The organism is Methylobacterium sp. E-045 (genome assembly GCF_022829685.1).
In the GTDB taxonomy this organism is placed as follows: Bacteria; Pseudomonadota; Alphaproteobacteria; order Rhizobiales; family Beijerinckiaceae; genus Methylobacterium.
The window spans coordinates 114,610-134,201 of record NZ_JAKSYE010000086.1 but is presented as its reverse complement, the minus strand read 5'-3'; the positions used below and the strand labels follow the sequence as shown (position 1 = coordinate 134,201).

General features: G+C 67.0%; 13 protein-coding genes and 2 pseudogenes. 8 read left to right on the top strand and 7 right to left on the bottom strand.

Annotated elements, in window-relative coordinates:
• Window positions 1-2: 2 nt before the first annotated feature.
• The gene (locus tag MKK51_RS16095; protein ID WP_147840824.1) at window positions 3-1,916 is read left to right on the top strand and encodes a potassium transporter Kup; all 1,914 of its coding nucleotides are present in this window, start codon (window positions 3-5) and stop codon (window positions 1,914-1,916) included.
• A 572-nt stretch (window positions 1,917-2,488) separates the two neighbouring features.
• Entirely contained in the window at window positions 2,489-3,235 is a 747-nt protein-coding gene (locus MKK51_RS16090; RefSeq protein WP_147840823.1) for a phosphatase PAP2 family protein, read from the top strand.
• A 147-nt stretch (window positions 3,236-3,382) separates the two neighbouring features.
• On the opposite strand, the gene lspA is transcribed toward MKK51_RS16090, so the two are convergent.
• Together lspA and MKK51_RS16080 are read right to left on the bottom strand one after the other, a co-directional pair.
• On the bottom strand, window positions 3,383-3,910 hold the full coding sequence (gene lspA / locus MKK51_RS16085; RefSeq protein ID WP_056250438.1) for a signal peptidase II: 528 nt from the start codon (window positions 3,908-3,910) through the stop codon (window positions 3,383-3,385).
• 4 nt (window positions 3,911-3,914) lie between these two features.
• Complete coding sequence (locus MKK51_RS16080; protein WP_147840822.1) at window positions 3,915-6,098, bottom strand: heavy metal translocating P-type ATPase; 2,184 nt, start codon at window positions 6,096-6,098, stop codon at window positions 3,915-3,917.
• A gap of 99 nt (window positions 6,099-6,197) precedes the next feature.
• On the opposite strand from MKK51_RS16080, the gene MKK51_RS16075 reads away from it, so the two are divergent.
• A complete protein-coding gene (locus tag MKK51_RS16075) occupies window positions 6,198-6,599 on the top strand; it encodes a MerR family transcriptional regulator (protein WP_147840821.1) in 402 nt (133 codons plus the stop codon).
• A gap of 222 nt (window positions 6,600-6,821) precedes the next feature.
• Here MKK51_RS16075 and MKK51_RS16070 read toward each other — a convergent pair whose 3' ends face one another.
• The 3 genes from MKK51_RS16070 to MKK51_RS16060 all read right to left on the bottom strand — a co-directional run bounded on the left by MKK51_RS16070 (window position 6,822) and on the right by MKK51_RS16060 (window position 11,924).
• Complete coding sequence (locus tag MKK51_RS16070; RefSeq protein ID WP_147840820.1) at window positions 6,822-10,067, bottom strand: efflux RND transporter permease subunit; 3,246 nt, start codon at window positions 10,065-10,067, stop codon at window positions 6,822-6,824.
• Window positions 10,068-10,078: 11 nt separating this feature from the next.
• A complete protein-coding gene (locus tag MKK51_RS16065; RefSeq protein ID WP_147840819.1) occupies window positions 10,079-11,386 on the bottom strand; it encodes an efflux RND transporter periplasmic adaptor subunit in 1,308 nt (435 codons plus the stop codon).
• A 139-nt stretch (window positions 11,387-11,525) separates the two neighbouring features.
• Window positions 11,526-11,924, bottom strand: coding sequence for a hypothetical protein (locus MKK51_RS16060; RefSeq protein WP_243924975.1), 399 nt, complete (start codon window positions 11,922-11,924; stop codon window positions 11,526-11,528).
• Between the two features lie 387 nt (window positions 11,925-12,311).
• Here MKK51_RS16060 and MKK51_RS16055 point away from each other — a divergent pair, with 387 nt between their 5' ends.
• The 5 genes and pseudogenes from MKK51_RS16055 to MKK51_RS27575 all read left to right on the top strand — a co-directional run bounded on the left by MKK51_RS16055 (window position 12,312) and on the right by MKK51_RS27575 (window position 15,308).
• Complete coding sequence (locus MKK51_RS16055) at window positions 12,312-12,629, top strand: type II toxin-antitoxin system MqsR family toxin (RefSeq protein WP_187275328.1); 318 nt, start codon at window positions 12,312-12,314, stop codon at window positions 12,627-12,629.
• A complete protein-coding gene (locus tag MKK51_RS16050) occupies window positions 12,626-13,228 on the top strand; it encodes a type II TA system antitoxin MqsA family protein (protein WP_147840817.1) in 603 nt (200 codons plus the stop codon). Before MKK51_RS16055 ends, MKK51_RS16050 begins: the two co-directional genes overlap by 4 nt.
• Window positions 13,225-13,890 carry a hypothetical protein gene (locus MKK51_RS16045; protein WP_147840816.1) on the top strand — a complete coding sequence of 222 codons (666 nt, stop codon included), beginning with the start codon at window positions 13,225-13,227 and terminating at the stop codon, window positions 13,888-13,890. Before MKK51_RS16050 ends, MKK51_RS16045 begins: the two co-directional genes overlap by 4 nt.
• Window positions 13,891-14,088: 198 nt before the next feature.
• A complete protein-coding gene (locus tag MKK51_RS16040; protein ID WP_243978896.1) occupies window positions 14,089-14,802 on the top strand; it encodes a hypothetical protein in 714 nt (237 codons plus the stop codon).
• A gap of 96 nt (window positions 14,803-14,898) precedes the next feature.
• Window positions 14,899-15,308 (top strand): annotated as a pseudogene (locus MKK51_RS27575) (SDR family oxidoreductase).
• 229 nt (window positions 15,309-15,537) lie between these two features.
• Here MKK51_RS27575 and MKK51_RS16035 read toward each other — a convergent pair.
• Together MKK51_RS16035 and MKK51_RS16030 are read right to left on the bottom strand one after the other, a co-directional pair.
• Complete coding sequence (locus tag MKK51_RS16035; protein WP_147840813.1) at window positions 15,538-18,144, bottom strand: AAA family ATPase; 2,607 nt, start codon at window positions 18,142-18,144, stop codon at window positions 15,538-15,540.
• A gap of 245 nt (window positions 18,145-18,389) precedes the next feature.
• Window positions 18,390-19,460, bottom strand: a pseudogene (locus MKK51_RS16030) (IS630 family transposase).
• Window positions 19,461-19,592 lie beyond the last annotated feature (132 nt).

The window sequence follows — 19,592 nt, the reverse complement described above, 5'->3', positions numbered from 1 at the left end:
GGATGCCCGCAATCGCCAGGACCGAGTTCGCGAAGTCCGAGACCCCGCTGCCCTCCGATGAGGGACATGGCCCGAGGGCGGGGTTCTGGGCGCTGACGCTCGGTTCGGTCGGCGTAGTCTACGGCGACATCGGCACCAGCCCGCTCTACGCCCTGAAGGAGTCCCTCCACGCCACCGCCGGAGGGGGGCACGCGCCGACCCGCGAGATGGTCTTCGGCGTCGTCTCGCTGATCCTCTGGGCGCTCATCCTCATCGTCACGCTCAAGTACGTGCTGCTGGTGATGCGGGCCGACAACGACGGCGAAGGCGGCACGCCGTCCCTCGTGGCGCTCGCCCAGCGGGCGCTGGGCCATTCCGGCGGGTTCGTGATCGTGCTGGGCATGGTCGGCGTCTCACTGTTCTTCGGCGACGCCATCATCACTCCGGCCATGTCAGTGCTCTCTGCGGTCGAAGGGCTGAAGCTGGTGACCCCGGCCACCGACCCGTACGTCCTGCCCATCAGCCTCGCCATCCTGATCGGGCTGTTCGCCCTGCAGAGCCACGGGACGGCGCGGGTGGCGACCTTCTTCGGCCCCCTCACGGCGTTCTGGTTCATCGTCATGGCGCTGGGCGGCCTGGGCCACCTCGTCGACGACCCGAGCATTCTGGGTGCGCTTAACCCCGCCCACGGCGTCTCGTTCATCCTGAGCCACGGCACGGCCGGCCTGCTGGCGCTCGGTGCCGTGTTCCTCGCTGTGACCGGCGCGGAGGCGCTTTACGCCGACATGGGACACTTCGGTCGCACGCCGATCCGCGCGGCCTGGTTCGGGCTGGTGCTGCCGGCGCTCGCCCTGAACTATCTCGGCCAGGGCGCCATGCTGCTCGCCCACCCCGAGCGGGCCGAGAACCCGTTCTTCCTGCTCTATCCGTCCTGGGCTCTGCTGCCGATGGTGCTACTCGCCACCGTGGCGACGGTCATCGCCAGCCAGGCGGTGATCACCGGCACCTTCTCGATCACCCAGCAGGCGATGCAACTCGGCCTGCTGCCGCGCATGCGGGTCCTGCGCACCTCCGAGACCGAGAAGGGGCAGATATACATCCCTCGGGTGAACTGGTGGTTGCTCGTCGCGGTCGTGTTCGTGGTGGTGCTGTTCAAGTCGTCGAGCGGCTTGGCGGCCGCCTACGGCATCGCGGTCACCGGCGACATGGTCATCACCGCCTGCCTGCTGTTCGTCGTCGCCTGGAAGGTCTGGCGCTGGTCGCCTGCGGTCGCGGCCGCGGTCATCGCGCCGTTCCTACTCATCGAGTTGGTGTTCCTCTCGGCCAACGCGCTCAAGATCCTGCACGGGGGCTGGGTGCCGTTGACCATCGGCGCCGCCCTGGTCACGGCGATGTGGACCTGGCGGCGCGGCTCGGCCCTGATCGCCGAGGAGATCCACCGTCGGCGCGTGCCGCTCTCCGAGTTCACGCGGATGGTGGAGACCGGCTCGATCCAACGGGTGCCGGGAACGGCCATGTTCCTGACGGGAACGCCCGGCGATACCCCAGGGGCCCTGATGCACAACGTCAGGCACAACCGGGTGATGCACGCGAACAATTATATCCTGCACGTGGTCACCGAGGACCTGCCGCGCGTGGCAGACGCCGAGCGCGTCGCCGTGAGGAAGCTGTCCGACGCCTTCTCCTGCGTGACGGTGCGCTTCGGGTTCACCGAACTGCCCGACCTTCCGCGCGCCCTTGCGGCCGCGGGCCTGGACAAGGGCGACCTGTCGTACTTCCTGACGCGGCGGGTGCTGGTGGCCTCGCCGGAGACCGGCATGCCGGTGTGGCAGGACAGGCTCTACATCTCCATGGCCCGTGCGGCCACGGACGCGTCCCGCTACTTCCGCATCCCGGTCGACCGTGCCGTCGAGATCGGCGCCCGGATCGACATCTGATCCCGGGGAGGTCCGAGTGCGGTCGAGATTGTTTTCGATCCATTGCCAGCGGCGGTCGTGCTCGCCACGCGTCAGATCAGGCTGTTTCCTTCGCCCTACGCATCTCTTGGCCATCCTGGATGACCGGCAGACTTCGGCTCGTAGTCCGTTCGCGCGGTAGCACCGCGGTGCTTCCACGGTCGGCAGGGCCACCTATGTCTGTCTTAGCACAGCACGCCGCCGAAAGCGGCCAGACTGCTCTCCACCCATCCCGGTCATAAGCATCTGGTCTATCAGGCTGCCCGGAAGCGGACACTCTGAGGGTCCGAGAAGGGTCGGAAGCGGACGGTATCAAGCGTCAGGTTTCGACCACTAGGCCTCGGGGTCGATATCCGACGTTTCAGGTCCTCCTCCGCAGGGATCTCGGCGTGGATGCGACCATTGCGGGCAACAAAGGTGCGGGTTCTCCTTGGCTCGCCGCTCACCGCGGGGGAACGGGCGAGGATCCGAACGGGTTCTTCGGCTCTGCCGCATGAGGCGGTGAGTGTCCCGAGCCAGCAACCGTCAAGGGACCGATCCAGGAGTTCGGGCGCATGAACCAATCCTCTCCGTCCGCCCGTGCCGGTATCATGGCGCGCCTCGGCAAACGGGAGATTGGTCTGCCCGTGACGCTGTTTTGCGTCGCCGCCCTCATCCTCGGGTTTGGTCTCCTGGCCGACAAGGTCATGGAGGGCGGCACGATGGGGTTCGACACCCGCGTCGCCCACTTCTTCCGTCCACCCGGCGCGGCTGGTCCGATTGGACCGGATTGGCTGCACGAGATGGCCCGGGACGTGACCTCCCTGGGCAGCATGGTGGTTCTCTGCTTTCTCATCGCGGCTGTGGCAGGCTACCTGCTCCTGATCCGCAAGCAGGGGGCAGCGGTCCTGGTGGTAGGCTCAATCCTGGGCGGGACGGTCATCAGCTTTGGCCTCAAGCTCCTCTTCAACCGTCCGCGACCCGAGATCCCCGGCGGCATCCAGGTGTTTACCGCCAGCTTCCCCAGCAGCCACGCCATGCTTTCCGCCGTCACCTACCTGACGCTCGGTGCCCTCATGACGCGCGTGGCGGCGGGCGCTCGCCTCAAGGCATACTTCATGGGGCTGGCCGTCTTCCTCACGGTGGTGGTCGGGATGAGCCGGGTCTATGTCGGGGTGCACTACGCGACCGACGTGCTGGCGGGCTGGTGCGTGGGGTCGGCCTGGGCGGTCCTGTGCTGGGTCGTGGCCCTCCAGCTCCAGCGACGCGGTAAGGTCGAGAAGCCCGACCATGTCGCGGGCGAGGCCGGCATCGAGGCATAGGACCCCATGCGTCGTTCTTCCTAAACGCATCCTCCGCCTGACTGAAGGAACGGACGCATCCCAGTATTCGTTCGATTAGCAGGACCGCATCGTCGATGCCTGCGGCCAGGCCGTCCGACCATTACGGGCACGACCGAAATGATGCCGTTAGGGGGCCCGTAGGGCGGCCGGATCAAGCGGCGCTGGTGGTCTCGGCCGGCCCGGCTTGCCGACTGCCTCCCAAGCTATCAAGGCGGCCCCGAGGCTGATCCAGATATCGGCCATGTTGAAGGTGAACCAATGCACCTCCGCCGGGTGCAGGTCGAGGAAGTCCGTGACGCGGCCGTCCGCACATCGGTCGATGAGGTTTCCCAGGGCACCGCCGGTCATGATGGCGAAACCAACTCCTTCCGACGCTCCGGTCGCGCGGAATGCCAACCCGGCAACGAGGGCCGTCAGCATTCCCTGAAGCGCAAGAAGGACGACCAGGGACGTCGCGTCATGCGCCGGAAGCAGGCTGAAGCTGATGCCATGATTGAACGCGAGCCTGAGGTCGAGCATCGGCAGTACCGCGTGCACGGTTCCGTCGGAAAGCCTGTCGACCGCCAGCGCCTTGGTCCACAGGTCGGTGCCCGCCGCGGTCACAGCGATTACGACGAGGGCGCCGACCTCGGCCCTTTCCCGTATGAGACGCATCGGCTCAAGCCCGGAGCAGGCGAAGGGCGTTGGCCGTCACTAGGACGGTCGCCCCGGTATCCGCCAGGATGGCCGGCCATAGCCCAGTGATGCCTGCGAGCGTCGTCACCAGGAACACGGCCTTAAGCCCCAGCGAGATGGCCACGTTCTGGTGGATGTTGCCGAGCGTCGCCCGGGACAGCGCCACGAGGGCGGCCACGTCCGAGACCCGGTCGTTGAGGATGGCCGCGTCAGCCGTCTCCAGTGCCGCGTCTGTGCCGCCGCCCATGGCAATGCCGACGCTGGCGGAGGCGAGCGCGGGGGCGTCGTTGATGCCGTCGCCGACCATAGCGACCGGGCCGACCTCCTTCAACGCGCCGATCTCGGCGAGCTTGTCGGCCGGCAGCAGGTCGGCCCGGACCGATAGTCCCAGGCCCTTGGCGATGGCCTCGCCGGTGCGCCGGTTGTCGCCGGTCAGCATCACGCATTCGACCCCGAGCCGGCGCAGGGCCGCGACGCCGGCGGCCGCATCCTGTCTGGGCTCGTCCCGGACCGCCACGGCGCCGAGCGCCTCTCCGTCCCGAACCACGACGACGGCGGTCTTGCCGGCTTCCTCAAGGGCCTGCACCGTCGCTTCCGCTTCCGGCGAGAGGCTGGCCAGCGTCGCGGCGTGGCGCGGGGATGCCACCGCGACCGTGCGACCGGCGACCGTGGCCTGGACGGCCTTGCCGGGAACCGCACGGGCATCGCGTACGGGGCGCAGGGGGATGGCGTCGGCCTCCGTACGTTCGAGGATCGCACGAGCGATGGGGTGGCTCGATCCGGCCTCCACCGTCGCCGCGAGCCCGAGCAGGGTGCGATCCGTCATGTCCGGGGCAAATGGGAGGACGTCGGTGACCCTTGGACGCCCTGCCGTGAGCGTCCCCGTCTTGTCGAACGCGACGGTACGCACCCGTCCGATGGTCTCCAGGGCGGCGCCGCCCTTCACCAGCAGTCCCCGCCGCGCTCCGGCGGCAAGACCCGAGGCGATGGCGGCCGGGGTCGAGAGCACGAGGGCGCAGGGGCAGGCGATGAGGAGCAACGCCAGTCCGCGATAGATCCAGGTGCCCCAGTCGGCGCCGAGCAGCAGCGGCGGGCCAAGCGCCGCCAGCGCGGCGACCGCGAAGGCGACCGGGGTGTAGACGGCGCTGAAGCGGTCGATGAACCGGGCGGTCGGCGACTTCGACGCCTGCGCCTCCTCCACCATGTGCAGGATGCGGGCGACGGTGTTGTCCGACGGCATCCGGGTGACCCTGACCTGCAGGGCCCCGTCCGCATTGACGCTGCCGGCATAGACGGCGTCCCCGACCTCCTTTGGCCGGGGCACCGATTCCCCCGTGATCGGGGACTCGTCGAGGCTCGACGTGCCGTCCGTGACCTCGCCGTCCGCAGGGACGCGGTCACCCGGGCGCACCAGCACGGTTTGGCCGATCACCAGGGAGGCGGCCGCCACCTCACGCACGGCGCCGTCCCCCTCGACCAGGCGCGCCGTCTTCGGCACCAGGCCCACGAGGGCCTTGATGCCGGCCCGGGACCGGCCGGCCGCAAAGCCTTCGAGCATCTCGCCAACGGTGAAGAGGAGGACCACCACCGCCGCTTCCTCGGCGGCATGGATGGCGAGCGCCCCGATGGTGGCGACCGACATCAGCATCTCGATGGAGAAGGGCGAGCCGTTGCGGGCGGCGGCGATGGCGCGGCGTCCGTAGAAGGCGAGACCCAGGAGCGCGCCGGGCCAGTAGGCGTATTCCCCGGCCAGCCCGGGCCGAACCGTCTGCAGGAGAAATCCGCTTGCGAACAGGACGGCGATGCCCAGCGCCAAAAGCCCCTTGCGGCTGCGCCAGGCGGGGGTCTCCGCCTCCTCCTCGACGATGGCCGGGGCCGCGATGCCCGTCGTCTGCGAGCGGGCGAGGTCGGCCGCGGTCGGCAGGGACCCGACGCCATAGCCGAGCCCCGTGATCCGGTTCTCCAGGTCCGCCCTGGGCGTCGAGCCCTCGTCGAGCACGAGGTCGAGGACCTGGGCCGTGTAGTTCACGCGCACGTCGCGGACGCCGGGCAGGCGGGTTACCGCCGTTTCGATCTTGGTCGCGCAGCTCGGGCAATCCATGCCCTTCACGCGGTAGCGCAGCGCGGCGCCCGCGGGGACCGCTCCCGATGTTCCTGGCCCTGACATGGCAAGCTCCGTCGACCCGGGCCTCGCGCCGAAGGGTCTGAGGCCCTACATGCACCCTGTAGCAACTACAGGGTCAAGGCCATGGCGCAGGCACCCCCCATGACCATCGGCGACCTGGCCGCGGCGACGAACACCCGCGTCGAGACGGTCCGGTGGTACGAGAAGATGAAGCTCCTGCCGGCGCCGGAAAGGTCGGCGGGCAACTACCGTCTCTACGGTCCGGAGCACCTGCGCCGCCTGAGCTTCATCCGGCGGGGACGGGACCTCGGCTTCACGGTCGACCAGATCCGGGAGCTTCTCGCCATGGCCGACGACCGCGACCGGTCCTGCGCCGAGGTCGACACCATCGCCCGCGCCCACCTGGCGCAGGTCGAGCGCAAGCTGGCCGACCTGACCCGGTTGGCGCATGAGCTGCGTGACGTCATCGGTCAGTGCGGCTGCGGGTCCGTCGCCGACTGCCGCATCATCGAGGCTTTGTCTCCCCACGGGGATCCGTCCTGAGGATGGATCGGCCCCGTCGGCATCAGGTGGAAGTGCGTCCTCCCGCCGATGTTGCAGAGGCAGTACAGAACGTAGACGCAGGCCGGGATGGCGATGAGGGCCAGGGCGAACGCCCGGCCGGCCGCGCGACGGACGTGGGGCCTGACGCGGCGTCGGCGACGTGGGCCGCCGCCGCCCCAGTCGGCGATGGTTCGGGCGACCTTCTTGCTCATGCCGACCCTCCTACTCGGCGGCGCGGAGATGCGGTTGGACCGGCTTGGGCCGATCCTTCCTCTCGGGGGCGACCGCACCGGCGAACCTGGCATAGAGGGCCGGCAGGACCACGAGGGTCAGAAGGGTCGCCGAGATGAGGCCGCCGATGACTACCGTCGCCAGGGGGCGCTGGATCTCTGCCCCGGTCTCGGTCGCCAGCGCCATCGGTACGAACCCGAGGGATGCCACCAGCGCGGTCATCGCCACTGGACGGAGCCGGGTCATGGCGCCCTCCATGATGGCCTCGCGCCTTGGCCGTCCCTCGGCGATGAGCTGCTTGATATAGGTCAGCATCACCAAGCCGTTGAGCACCGCCACCCCGGACAGGGCGATGAAGCCGACGGCCGCGGGCACCGAGAACGGCATGCCCCGCAGCCATAGGGCGGCGATGCCCCCGGTCAGCGCCAAAGGAACCGCGCTGAACACCAGGAGCGCGTCCCGGGCCGAGTTCAGGGCCGAGAACAGCAGCAGGAAGATCAGGAAGAAGCACACCGGGACGACCACCATCAGGCGCTGGCGGGCGGAAGCCAGGTTCTCGAACTGTCCGCCCCAGGTCACGTAGTAGCCGGCCGGGAGCGACACCCCCGAGGTTACCTTGTCCTGCGCCTCGGCCACGAGCGAGCCGATGTCGCGGCCCCGCACGTTGGCGGTGACCACGACCCGGCGCCGGCCGTTCTCGCGCGAGATCTGGTTCGGGCCCTCCGTCACCGAGAAGCTCGCGACCTGCTTCAGGAGCACGGACGCGGCGCGCCCGTTCGGTCCGGGAGGTAACGGCACCGGGATGTTCTCCAGGGCCTCGCGGTCCTCGCGCACCTTGTCGTTGAGGCGCACGACGATGGGGAAGCGCCGGTCGCCCTCGAAGACGACGCCCGCCTCGCGGCCCCCGATGGCCGCCCCGATGACGTCCTGGATCGCGGACGTGCTCAGGCCCAGGCGGGCCGCCTCGGCCTTGTTGATCCCGATCTCCAGGAACGGCAGCCCAGCCGTCTGCTCGACCTTCACGTCGTCCGCGCCCTCGACCCCGCGCAGGATGCCGGCGATCTGGTTCGCGGCCGCGGTCATCGCGCCTAGGTCATCGCCGAAGACCTTCACGGCGAGGTCGCCGCGTGTGCCGGCCAACAGCTCGTTGAAGCGAAGCTGGATGGGCTGGGAGAACTCGTAGACGTTGCCCGCGAGCGCCCCGAGGGCCTTCTCGATGCTCTCCTGCAACTCGGCCTTGGACAGGTCCGGGTCCGGCCATTCGGCTTGCGGCTTCAGGATGACGAAGGTGTCCGACGAGCTCGGCGGCATCGGGTCCGAGGCGACCTCGGCGGTCCCGGTCTTCGAGAAGACGTAGGCGACCTGGGGGAACCGGCCGATGGCCTGCTCGACCTTCAGCTGCATCGCCTGCGATTGCGACAGGGACGTCGACGGGATGCGCTGGGCGTTCAACGCGATGCTCTTCTCGTCGAGCTGCGGGATGAACTCCTGCCCCAGACCCCTGAACAGGATGCCTGCCCCGACAAGCAACACCAGGGCGACCGCGACGAACAGCATGGGCACGCGCAGGGCGGCCCCGAGGACTGGGCGGTAGGCGGCCTTGATCGCCCGGACGAAGAGGTTGTCGGTCTCGGTGACCTTGCCGGTGATGACGATGGAGATCATCGCCGGGACGAAGGTGAGCGACAGGACGAAGGCCGCGACCAGGGCGATGATGACGGTGAGCGCCATCGGCTCGAACATCTTGCCCTCGACCCCGGTGAAGGTGAGGAGCGGCACGTAGACGAGGATGATGATGGCCTGCCCGTAGAGGGAGGGCTTGATCATCTCCTCGGCCGAGGCCCGCACGGTGGCGAGGCGCTCCTCCAGGTCGAGCTTTCGCCCGAGTTCCCCTTGGCGTTCGGCGAGATGGCGAAGGGCGTTCTCGGTGATGATGACTGCCCCGTCGACGATGAGGCCGAAATCGAGGGCCCCAAGGCTCATCAGGTTGGCGCTGATGCGGCCCTGGACCATGCCCGTCATGGTCATCAGCATCGCCACCGGGATGACGAGGGCCGTGACGATGGCCGCGCGGATGTTGCCGAGCAGCAGGAACAGGATGACCACGACGAGGGCCGCGCCCTCGGCCAGGTTCTTGGCGACCGTCCGGATGGTGGCCTCGACCAGGACCGTGCGGTTGAGGACCGTCTGGACCTCGACGCCGGGCGGGAGCGTGCGCCGGATGCCGGTCATGCGCGCGTCGACCGCGGCGGCGACGGTGCGGCTGTTCTCGCCGATGAGCATCAGGGCGGTGCCGATGACGACCTCCTGCCCGTCCTCGCTGCCTGACCCGGTGCGCAGATCGCGCCCGATCCGCACCTCGGCGACGTCGGAGATGCGGACCGGCACGCCGCCGCGCGTGGTCACGACGACGGAGCCAATGTCCTCCATGCTCTCCAAGCGGCCGGCGGCGCGCACGACGTAGCCCTCGCCGTTGTCTTCCAGGTAGCGCGCACCCTGGTTGGCGTTATTAGCCTCCAGCGCCCGCCCGATGTCGGCGAAGGACAGGTCGAGGGCCGTCAGCCTCATCGGATCGGGCTGGACGTGGTACTGCTTCTCGAAGCCGCCGATGCCGTCGACGCCGGCCACGCCCGGGACGGTCCTCACCTGTGGGCGGATGATCCAGTCCTGGACCGTGCGCAGGTAGGCCGTGCGTTCGAGCTCCGTCGAGAGCCTCTGGCCCTCGGGTGTGAGGTAGCTGCCGTCCGGCTGCCAACCGGGTTTGCCGGGCTTCGAGACCTTGCGCTCAGCAGGTTTCGCGTAGTGCACCGACCACATGTAGATCTCGCCCAGGCCCGTCGAGATCGGCCCCATGCGCGGCTCGACCCCGGACGGCATCGCCGCCTCGGCCTCCTGAAGACGCTCGGCGACCTGCTGGCGGGCGAAGTAGATGTTCGTCGCCTCGGAGAAGACGGCGGTGACCTGGGAGAACCCGTTCCGGGATAGCGAGCGGGTGTATTCCAGGCCCTTGATGCCTGCGAGCGCGGTCTCGACCTGATACGTGATGATGCGCTCGATGTCGTTCGGCGAGAGCGAGGGCGCAGTGGTGTTGATCTGCACCTGGTTGTTGGTGATGTCCGGCACCGCGTCGATGGGAAGCTTCGTCAGCGAGAACACGCCGAACCCGGCCGCGAGCAGCGACAGGAGCACCACGAGCCAACGCTGGCGGACGGAGAAGTCGAGGATCTTCGAGATCATGGCGGCCGCCCTCAGTGGTCGTGGTCGGCTTCGGCCTTGCCGAGCTCGGCCTTCAGGACGAAGGAGTTGGCCACCGCGACCTCGTCGCCGGGCTCCAGGCCGGCGACGACCTCGTAGGCATCGTCGTCCGCCTTGCCGAGGGTCACCTCTCGCTTCGAGAAGCCCTCCTCGGTCCGCACGAACACCACCTTCTCGCCGCCGATGGTCTGGATGGCGGACTTCGGCAGCCGCACCGCGACCTTGTCCTGGGCGATCTCGATCTCGGTCGTGACGAAGGTGCCCGGGCGCCAGGACATGTCCTTGTTCGGCAGGGCGACGATGACCCGGGCCGAGCGCGTCTCCGGGTTGAGGATCGGGCTGACGAAGACGACCTTGCCCTCGGGGCGGGGAGCGTCCTCGCCCCCGACGATAGTCACCCTGGCGCCCTCGCGGACCTTGGACAGCTCGGTGGTGGGGACGGGGAGCTCGATCCAGAGGGAGGAGAGGTCGGCCACGGTATAGACGTCGGCCGGGTCCCCCTCGCTGCCGACCTTCGTTCCGACGTCGACCTTGCGCTCCACGATCCGCCCCGCGAGGGGGGACCTGAGCTCGAAGCGGCGAAGCGACGACAAGTTCGGAGTGGTTTCGTCCTTCTTGGCCGCGGCGGCGACCTCGGTCGCGTTCAGCCCGAGGGCCGATAGCTTCTGGCGGGAGAGATCGACCCGCAGGCCCGCCTCGGAGTAGGCGGCCTTCGCGTTCAGGAAGGCCGATTCCGCCGAGATCCTCTTGTCCCAGAGGGCCTGCTGCCGGTCGAAGTTGGTCTTTTCCAGATCCGCCTTGACCGTCGCGGTGAGGAAGTCGCTCTTGGCATCCGCGACCTCGCGGCTGTCCAGGACGGCGACGATCTCGCCCTTGGCGACGTCCTCGCCGAGACGCTTGCGCATCTCCGCCACTGTCCCGGCGACCCGCGCAGGCACCCGGGCGATCCGGTCGGCGTCCTGGGTGATGGTGCCGGGCACCAGGAGATGGCGCGAGAGGATGCCGCCCTCGACATGCGCCAGCTTGATGTCCTGCTCGGCGGCCTGCTCGGCCGTCATCTTGATCTTGCCCTCGCTTGCCTCGTCGTGGCCGTGCGCCTCGCCCTCGGCGTGTTTGTGGTCGCCGTCGACCTTGGTGGCCTGCGCCCCGGTCACGGCCGCGTTGGTCGCCGGAGTCTTGGCCGCGGTGGAGGACAGGCCGGCGGCGGCCAGCGCGCCCCGCACGGTCTCGGACACGCGGGGGACGGCACCGCCGATGGCGACGCCTATGGCCAGGAGGGCCACGGATATGATTGCACGCATGGAAGGGAGGCCGTTCGCATAGGACCGCGGTCACCGCCTGGGGCTGGGTCGACGGTCCGGTTCAAGTCAAGCTCGCTCAAGGAGCCGGCATCCGCTGGGATGTCCGGTCTGCATCCGCCACGGCCGTGGCGGTGCCGCCTCAGGCGCGAGGGGGCCTTGGAAGGCGACCGGCGGAGATCGAGGCTACGGTGACGTCGGCCGTGGCATAGGACGGGCGTCCGGCGGTGGCGATCGGAATCCCGGGTGACGCCTCGATGCCAATGGCCAGATGGCAGCCGCAGGTCGCATGGCAGGCCGGGCACCCGTCGGGCTGGTCCGGCGCACCCTTATGCGAGGACGTGGCGAACGCGGGCGCGTGATCAGGAAGGCGATGGGCGTCGGCGGAGGAAATCGCACAGGGCGCCATGAGCGCCAGGAGGAGGACGAACGACAGCAGGCGGACGGCGGTCGCCCACCAGCCGCGCGACGCCTCGTAGGCCCTGATCGGGAATCCCGCGCTCATGACTGCCTTATGGACGATCCGGAGGCGCTCGTACATGCCGGACGGGCGTCCCAGGGCGCCTATCCGAATGCCGACATGCTCGGGGGTGCGTCCGCGGAGACGTCGCCCCCCTCTGCGTCTGGGGTCGCCGTAGCGTCGCGATTCCCGGCCGCCCGAGCAGGTCGGCGAGGAGCGGGACCGGGCATCGGACATGCTGCGCACCTAGTTTGGAACCGGTCCTGGCGATCGTCCGACAAGCCGAAGATGGAGCTGGGTTAGGCACGGGCGGCCCCTTCCACGAAGGGACGGAACCGCGCACCGGCCCATGCGTAAAACCCTCCAGGCCACGCTTACCGGGGATCAACCAAGGGAGCCGGGCCGCCAGCCTCAGCAGAATGCCGCGGTTGAAGTTCGGGTAGCATGGTGCTACCTCTTGGAGGCTGGATGACGCCGCACAATCCCCTGGCAAAGGTCCGCGCGCTCGCCGCCGACGAGGAGGCCTGTTCGTTCTTTTCTCCCGTCCTCGAAGAGCTCAGGACCCGTAAGCTCGACACGGACGACCTGCGGGCGATCATCCAGACGGAATTGGGCGAGGCGCACTTCAGCAAGTCCGAGCCGACGCGAAGACACCACCCGACCACCGTGTCGGACTACTACTCGATCTGGGTCGACGACTGCGCCGACTGGATGTTCCTGAAGCTGCTGGTCACCGGCGCTGACGTCCTGGTCGTCACCTCATTCAAGAAGGATATCGATCGATGACGATGGAGGCCTGCCAAGCCTGCGAGGCGATCGCGGTCTGCGAGCGCGTCGAGCCCTTCGTGGTCGAACGGTCGGGGAAGAGCCTCGCCATCCAGGACCGTCGCATGGCCTGTGCCGAATGCGGGAACGTCAGCTATCAGGGCTCTCAGATCTCCGAGCACGAGCTCGCCGTCGCCAACGCCGTGCGAGAGATGGACGGGCTCCTGTCCGCCGCCGAGCTCAACGCCATCCGCCTCAAGTACAAGCTCCGCCAGGCCGACATGGAACAGATCCTCTCCACCGGCCCGAAGACCTGGACCCGCTGGGAGCGCGGCAAGGTTCCTCAGAGCAAGGTCGCCGACCGCTACATCCGAGCCCTAGCCCGGGACCCCTACCTCGCCCGCCGCGAGATGCTTGCGGCCGGGGTCGTAAACCCGGAGGCCGAGGGCGTCTTCGCCCAGATCGAGCTTGACGATCGCAAGCGCGCCCACGCCGTCATGCGCGACGCCCTCGGGCGGCGCACCGAGATCGACCACGAGCGCTTCGCCGCCCTCGCTGCCGACGCGGCCTTCGACGCCTTCCACGGTAACCACGCGAACCCGGAAGCCGTCGCCGCATGAGCGAGAAGCCTCCCATGGGCGTGCTCCACCACCTTCCGCCGAGGAAACCCCTCGCGGATATGGAGGATTTCCGGCGCGACGTGGGAGAGACCATCGCGGCACAGTTCCGGGAGCAGAACGAGATCCTCCGCGCCGAGCGCGGTGAGCATCTAGCGCGTGTCCGGGAACAGGATGAGCGCCTCCAGCGGCAAGGCGAGCTCATTGAGCGGCTCACCCGCGGCGTCGAGCTCCTCGTCACCGAGATGCACGGCGTCCGGACCGGCAAGGCGGAGGAGGCCTTCGCCCGCGTCGGCGGCGAGAGCGCCGCCCCGGACCTGCCCACCGTCTCCGCGGAGTCCGCAGTGGTCTACATCTGTACCGCGGGCAGTATCGGCCGGAAGCTCGACTTCCGCGCCAGCGAGATCGGTACCCTGCTCGGCGCCAAGGGCCTGCGCTGGGCGGGCAACGGCGCCTACCAGGAACTCGGACGCGAGGTCGGCCCGAACCATACCAAGTTCTGGCACCGCGACGTCCCCGCCCGGCTCCGGCGCGTCCTGGACGAGAACAACCCAGCCCGCCACGGCATCACCGATCGCAGTGTCCTCGCGATCTTCCGCAAGTGGAGCGCCCGCCGGACCGGCGGCCCAGACCTCCTCGACAGCATCGAGGCGCTCAAGGCCTGAGCCCGGGCATCAGTTTCGGTGTGCCGCGGCGATTTGCTGTAACCTTGGTGACGGGGTTTTGATGAAAGCGCATCTAAGAAGCTATAAGCGTTGTCACGCGATCTATCTCATCGGATTGTATTGTACTTGTACATATCCATCCCGGACTAATTATCACGCATTCGCTACGCGAAACTCTCAACGAGAGATAATAATGGCATGATAGGTATCGGAAGCGCAGAATTCTACAAAATATTTCACGAGGAAATAGAAAAACCTCGAGTATTTGCTGATATAAATCAGCTTGCGCCGTCCGACATCGAACTCAGAATTCGCGCAATCTTCACTGGGCATAATTCTGATTTGGATGCTGTCGGCTTCGTACAAGCCTGTATGTATCAGCGAGAACAGAAGCTACCTTTCATAAAAATTGGACCCAAGCGACTTACTGAAGATGTTGACCTACTCGTTAAGGCCGTCGCATTCGGAATAGTTGACTGTCAAGAAATATCAACTGATCTCAGATTTAGTCTGTCAAGACCAGAGTCGAATCTGTATGTAAACGGATTTCCTGCATGTTGTTTGAGAGATATAAATCGGATGCACGATGACGATCAAGATATGGATCACTTAGAATTCACACGATTACACGGAGCAGCCGTGCTCGATCAAATCCAGCCTGTCATTCGTGATTTAAAAACATATTGGGGGAAGGAACCTCTCAATAAAAGCGTCCTGAAAAAGAGGTTGTTTTTACCAATAAAATATCAAACAATTTCAGATATTCTCGAAACTGTCCCCGGTGAAATCATGCAAAGTTCACTAAGAGGACAAATTGAAAGGGCAGCATATGTAAGACATGAAAGATTGAGACTGCTTAGGAGCCCCCGGTTACCTTCGATAGACGATGAAAAGGCGATTTTTGATATTTGAAAAATTGCCTGTTACACTGATCGGCGCGAACTACAAACGGCCGGAAGTGAACAGAAGCCGGGGCTGGCTCAATAGCCGGGAAGTCAGCCGACGACGCTGGTTCCCATCGCGTCGGGAGCCTTCAGGTCACACGACTGCATCCCGTGGGGCGATCACGTTAATTACGCGGCCTCGAAGGGCGGCACGACGACGCTGATGTGCACCCTCGCCCAGGAATTCGCCCCGCGCGGGTTGCGCGTGAACGCCATCGACCCGGCGCCGTGAGGACCGGCATTAACGCGGGCCAGATGCAGGGTAAAAATCTGCGCAGTGCGGTGTCGCAGATCCCGTATGGTCGCATCGGACGGGTCGAGGACATCGCCTCAGCCATCGCGTTCCTAGCCTGCGACCTGTCCGACTACATCGTCGGCGACACCCTTCTCGTCGATGGTGGGACGACCACTCCTGGCACGATGCCTATCGGCGGTAGGCCGGGGCCCGTACCTCCAAATCCGATTGATAGGTGAAAACCGTTAAGGCGCATCAGGGCTCGTCGCGGCCTGCGATGTTCCGGTCGGCATCCCGCTCGAAGGTCGAGGTGGTCAGCGCGTCGGGGATCCGCTCGGCGATCATTAGAAAGGGGCCTTGCATGGTGTCGGGGGCTAGCAGGGCCAGGCTGCCGCGGCGGAGGGCGCCGTCGATCTCAACCAGGTGGCCGCGGCACCTACTGCGGTAGGCGACGATGACAGAAGGCCGTCAAACGCCCTTTTGCTGCTCACGAAGCTGGTCCACCCAGGCCCTCAGGTCCCCGACGGCCTTGAGCAGTTCGTCTGGGCGCAGGGGAGCAGCGTTCCGCCCGGGAGATGGATCGTGGGCTTCCGTCTGATCGCAGCACCGTTTGAAGCCGGCGGCGAAATCCTCGACGTTGGCAACGGTCAGGCTCGCCACCTTTCTCAGGTCCTTGGTGCTGATGTAGTCGCGGTGCCTTTGGATGACGCAGTTGAAGGCCACCTCCTCAAGGGCCCGTTCCCACGTGCTTCGTAACCTGCTGAAGAAGTGGGAGGCCGCAGCCCCGTACTCATCATCCCGATTGTCGTCGTAGAGGACCTTGGCCGCCCGTGCGTCCTTCTCAAGAGCGTCGAGGCGCTCCCGGACCTTAGCCCCGATCCAGGGCAGTCCCTGGTTCACGACGCCCGCGCCGGCAGAGGTGTGGGTGAGCGAGATCAGGGAGACCGGGATCCTGCCGTCGATTGACAGCGCATGCAGGTCGTTCAGGAAGACGAGGTCATGCGTGAAGACGATAATCTGCCGGACGCCCCCTTCCTCGACCAGCCGCTCGGCGACCTTGCGCCGCCACCGATGGTCCAGCGAGGAGACCGGATCGTCGAAGACCAGCGTCGATCCATGAGCCGCGGTAGCGAGCTCGGTCAGGAAGGCGGCCAGGGCCACGCAGGTCTGCTCGCCCTCGCTCAGGATCTCGCCGACCTTCGCCCTCTCGTTGGCGAACAGCCGGACCTGGTACTGCGGGGAGCCGTACCTGCCGCCCGAACGGACGATGTCGACCCTCACCCTGTGGGCGGCCAGCTTCTGGATTTCTTCCTGAAAGCGATCGCGGACCTTCGGCGTGATGACCTTGTCGGCGATCGTGTTGCCGAGCGTCGTGATGGCATTCGTCGCCATCTCGGACAGGCAGTCCTTCAAACCCGCCAGCTCGCTCAGCCGTGCCACCTCGATCCTCGCCTTCGGCAGCAGTGCCTCCAAGAGTGCGCGGTCACGCAACTCGTCCCGTTCCGCAACCAGCCGTACCCGACCGGCGGGATCGACCGCCGTCAGAAGCTCCTTGGCATAGGCCTGCGTATCATCCGCAAGAGTCGTCAGCGTGCCGATGATGCCGGCCGCAACCACGGGCATTGGACCCGCCCCGCGGTCGGCGAGTGCCCGCGTGCAGATCCATCGCCGAAGCCGGACGGTCGCCAGCCCGCGCAGGATCGCGGCGGCGACATCTGGATGGGTCACCGACAGCTGGCGGCGCAGCGGAAACCCGGACATCCGCAGCGACAGACCCGACAGCTTCCCCAGGGCTTCCTCGTAGGCGACCTCGGCCTTCCGCGCCTCGCGCTCGCTGTCGGCCTTCACAAACTCCTCAAAGGTCAGCTTCAGATCCCCGGTCCCTTCGGAGATCGGCTGGTGGCAGAGCACGCAGACCGCTTCCGCGTCCGTCCGCGGGAAGTCGTGCCCCTCGTAGGCGACATGCTCCGAGTAATGCCGCGCCGCGTCCCATAGGGCTCGCCAGGTCGCCTCCCCGACCCCCTTCAGGGCGCTTCCGCCGAAGGCGCGTTCGGCCGCGAGCGAGGCGGCGGAGCGTTTGGAGCGGGCGGTCCCGGCGAGCGCCGCAAGCTGCGCGAGCTCCGCATCCGACACCGCCCCGAAGACCCTATCAAGCTCCTCGGAGAGGCGGCGTACGGCCCGGGCCAGCTCGCGCTGCTCCCCTGAGGCCCGGACCAGGTCGCGGGCCAGGTCCTCCTCAAGCCGGCGAAGCCTTGCGCGCTCCTCCGCTGACAGGTTCGACAGCTTTTCCAGGGGTCCGAGGTCGGTACCCGGAGCGAGCGCGCCGAGAAGCCGCCCGACCCGGGTCCCAGACCCGAACGCGGGTTCCGTGAACGCCGAATCCCGCGCCTGCTCAAGCGCCCCCTGTTCCGCCGTCAGCGCCGTGCGGATCGCTTGGCAGACACCGGCGAGCTCATCGGGGATGTCGAGCCCGAACGGACGGAACGCGACCTCGTTCCTCTCGCGCACATGGACCATTCCGCATTCGCGGTCGAAGACGCTGACGCTGGAAAGGATGGCGTGGGGAGAGCCCGCGTCGGTCCAGGCCAGCGGCGCGATCGGATCGCCCGATACGACGCATCCGATCGTGGCGGATCCCGCATCGGCACCGCCGCCGAAGGCATTCGGCAGGATCTCGCCGGGGGAACGTGCCCGGCACGCCCGCTTCAGGATGCGGGCATACCCGGATTTTCCTACCCCGTTGTCGCCGTAGACGATCGTAATTCCATCGGGTTCAAACGAGAGTTCCTGGCCGGGAGCGAGCCGATTGACGCCCATGACATCCCTGATCGAGGTCAGCGCTACCTTCTCACCGGCGGTGGCCATGGACGGAACATGCTCGGCGCCCAAGGGCGACGGTGTCACCTCGATACCGGGAAAGCCACATCCCCTCTTGCAGAGCAGTGCAAGCTCTTGGTGATCGTCGGCGTCGAGGGTGCGCTTGGCCACTATGCGACGTAGGGCGTCCCGCTGCCAGTCAGGCTTATTCCTCGACCATTGCAGGATGATCTCGAAGACCGAACCCGTCGCCGCCATCGAGACTCGTTCCCCCGCACGGGTTCGAGCTTAGCAGCAGAACCCTCGGATCCGTAAGGGGCGCCGGCGGCGTCGCTGGCTCCGACCCGTCAGTCCTCGGGACGCCGCCTGTAGGCCTTGTCCACTTTGTTGGAGAAGTTCCCGTGGCTCAAGCGCATCTCTATCTTCTTGCGTGGCAATAGAGCGTCAATGGCCTTCTTGGTGGAGCGCCATGCTACTCAAGCTCCGTCGACTAGTGCACTGACTCAGACGGATGGTTCAAGGGTTCGGTTGAGAGCGTCGAAGATGGCAGCGGCGGGTTTGGTCCAGACGAAGGGTCTGGGCCTTTGGTTGTGCTCGACGATGTAGCGTTTGATGGCCGCCTGCAGGTCGACGAGTCCGGTGAAGGTCCCGCGTCGCAACCGGCGGCGTGTGAGGGCGGAGAAGAAGCCCTCGACGGCGTTGAGCCATGAGGCCTATGTCGGGGTGAAGTGGAAAGTCCATCGCGGATGGCGGGCGAGCCAGGCGCGGACCTTCGGGTGCTTGTGGCTGCCGTAGTTGTCGAGCACCGCGTGGATCACCTTGCCCGCCGGCACGGCGGCCTCGACCGCGTTCAGGAAGCGGATGAACTCGCCATGGCGATGGCGCTGCATGCAGCGGCCGAGCACGGTGCCCTCCAAGACGTTCAAGGCGGCGAACAGGGTTGTGGTGCCGTGACGGCTGTAGTCATGGGTCTGGGCGGCGGGATGCCCTGGTCCGAGCGGCTGGTCGGGACGGGTGCGCTCCAGGGCCTGGATCTGGCTCTTCTCGTCGATGGAGAGCACGACCGCATGGGCGGGCGGATCCATGTAGAGGCCGACCACATCCTCGACCTTCTCGGCAAAGGCCGGATCGTGGGATCGTTTGAAGGTGCGAACCCGATGCGGTTGCAGGCGATGCGCCTGCCAGATCCGCTGCACGGAGCGCAACGAGATCCCGGTCTGCTGGGCGACGGCGCGCCCGGTCCAGTGGGTCACCTCGCCGGGGGGCTCCGAGCAGGTCAGCGCCAGCACCTTGGCCACCGTTCGGGTCGGATGGGGTGGGATGCCTGGCGGGCGGGTCCTGTCGCGCAGCAAGCCTTCGACGCCCTCCTCAGCAAAGCGCTGCTGCCAGCGTCAGACGGCGGGCCGACTGACACCGGCCTGCCGGGCCACGTCCTGTACGTTGAGACGCTCGGCCGAGAGCAGAACGATACGGGCCCGCAGGATGTGTTTGAGGGGCCGTGATCGATCCCCGGCGATCTCGGTCAGCTGTGACTGGGCGGTGTCATCGAGGAGCACGCAAACGGTCTGAGCCATCGCACAGACTCGCACACGTCACCCACCACGTGAATCCTCTGATCGCGTCAGTGCACTAGGTCGCCCGCGCCCAAGCCGCCCGGGCCATTTAGCCACTGACCGCCTCCTCGGCATCCGGAGCGACCGCATCAT

Excerpts from the sequence above, each read along its gene's own strand:
- MKK51_RS16095 (WP_147840824.1), top strand. The coding sequence starts at position 3 with ATGCCCGCAATCGCCAGGACCGAGTTCGCGAAGTCCGAGACCCCGCTG.
- MKK51_RS16090 (WP_147840823.1), top strand. The coding sequence starts at position 2,489 with ATGAACCAATCCTCTCCGTCCGCCCGTGCCGGTATCATGGCGCGCCTC.
- lspA (WP_056250438.1), bottom strand. The coding sequence starts at position 3,910 with ATGCGTCTCATACGGGAAAGGGCCGAGGTCGGCGCCCTCGTCGTAATC.
- MKK51_RS16080 (WP_147840822.1), bottom strand. The coding sequence starts at position 6,098 with ATGTCAGGGCCAGGAACATCGGGAGCGGTCCCCGCGGGCGCCGCGCTG.
- MKK51_RS16075 (WP_147840821.1), top strand. The coding sequence starts at position 6,198 with ATGACCATCGGCGACCTGGCCGCGGCGACGAACACCCGCGTCGAGACG.
- MKK51_RS16070 (WP_147840820.1), bottom strand. The coding sequence starts at position 10,067 with ATGATCTCGAAGATCCTCGACTTCTCCGTCCGCCAGCGTTGGCTCGTG.
- MKK51_RS16065 (WP_147840819.1), bottom strand. The coding sequence starts at position 11,386 with ATGCGTGCAATCATATCCGTGGCCCTCCTGGCCATAGGCGTCGCCATC.
- MKK51_RS16060 (WP_243924975.1), bottom strand. The coding sequence starts at position 11,924 with ATGTACGAGCGCCTCCGGATCGTCCATAAGGCAGTCATGAGCGCGGGA.
- MKK51_RS16055 (WP_187275328.1), top strand. The coding sequence starts at position 12,312 with ATGACGCCGCACAATCCCCTGGCAAAGGTCCGCGCGCTCGCCGCCGAC.
- MKK51_RS16050 (WP_147840817.1), top strand. The coding sequence starts at position 12,626 with ATGACGATGGAGGCCTGCCAAGCCTGCGAGGCGATCGCGGTCTGCGAG.
- MKK51_RS16045 (WP_147840816.1), top strand. The coding sequence starts at position 13,225 with ATGAGCGAGAAGCCTCCCATGGGCGTGCTCCACCACCTTCCGCCGAGG.
- MKK51_RS16040 (WP_243978896.1), top strand. The coding sequence starts at position 14,089 with ATGATAGGTATCGGAAGCGCAGAATTCTACAAAATATTTCACGAGGAA.
- MKK51_RS16035 (WP_147840813.1), bottom strand. The coding sequence starts at position 18,144 with ATGGCGGCGACGGGTTCGGTCTTCGAGATCATCCTGCAATGGTCGAGG.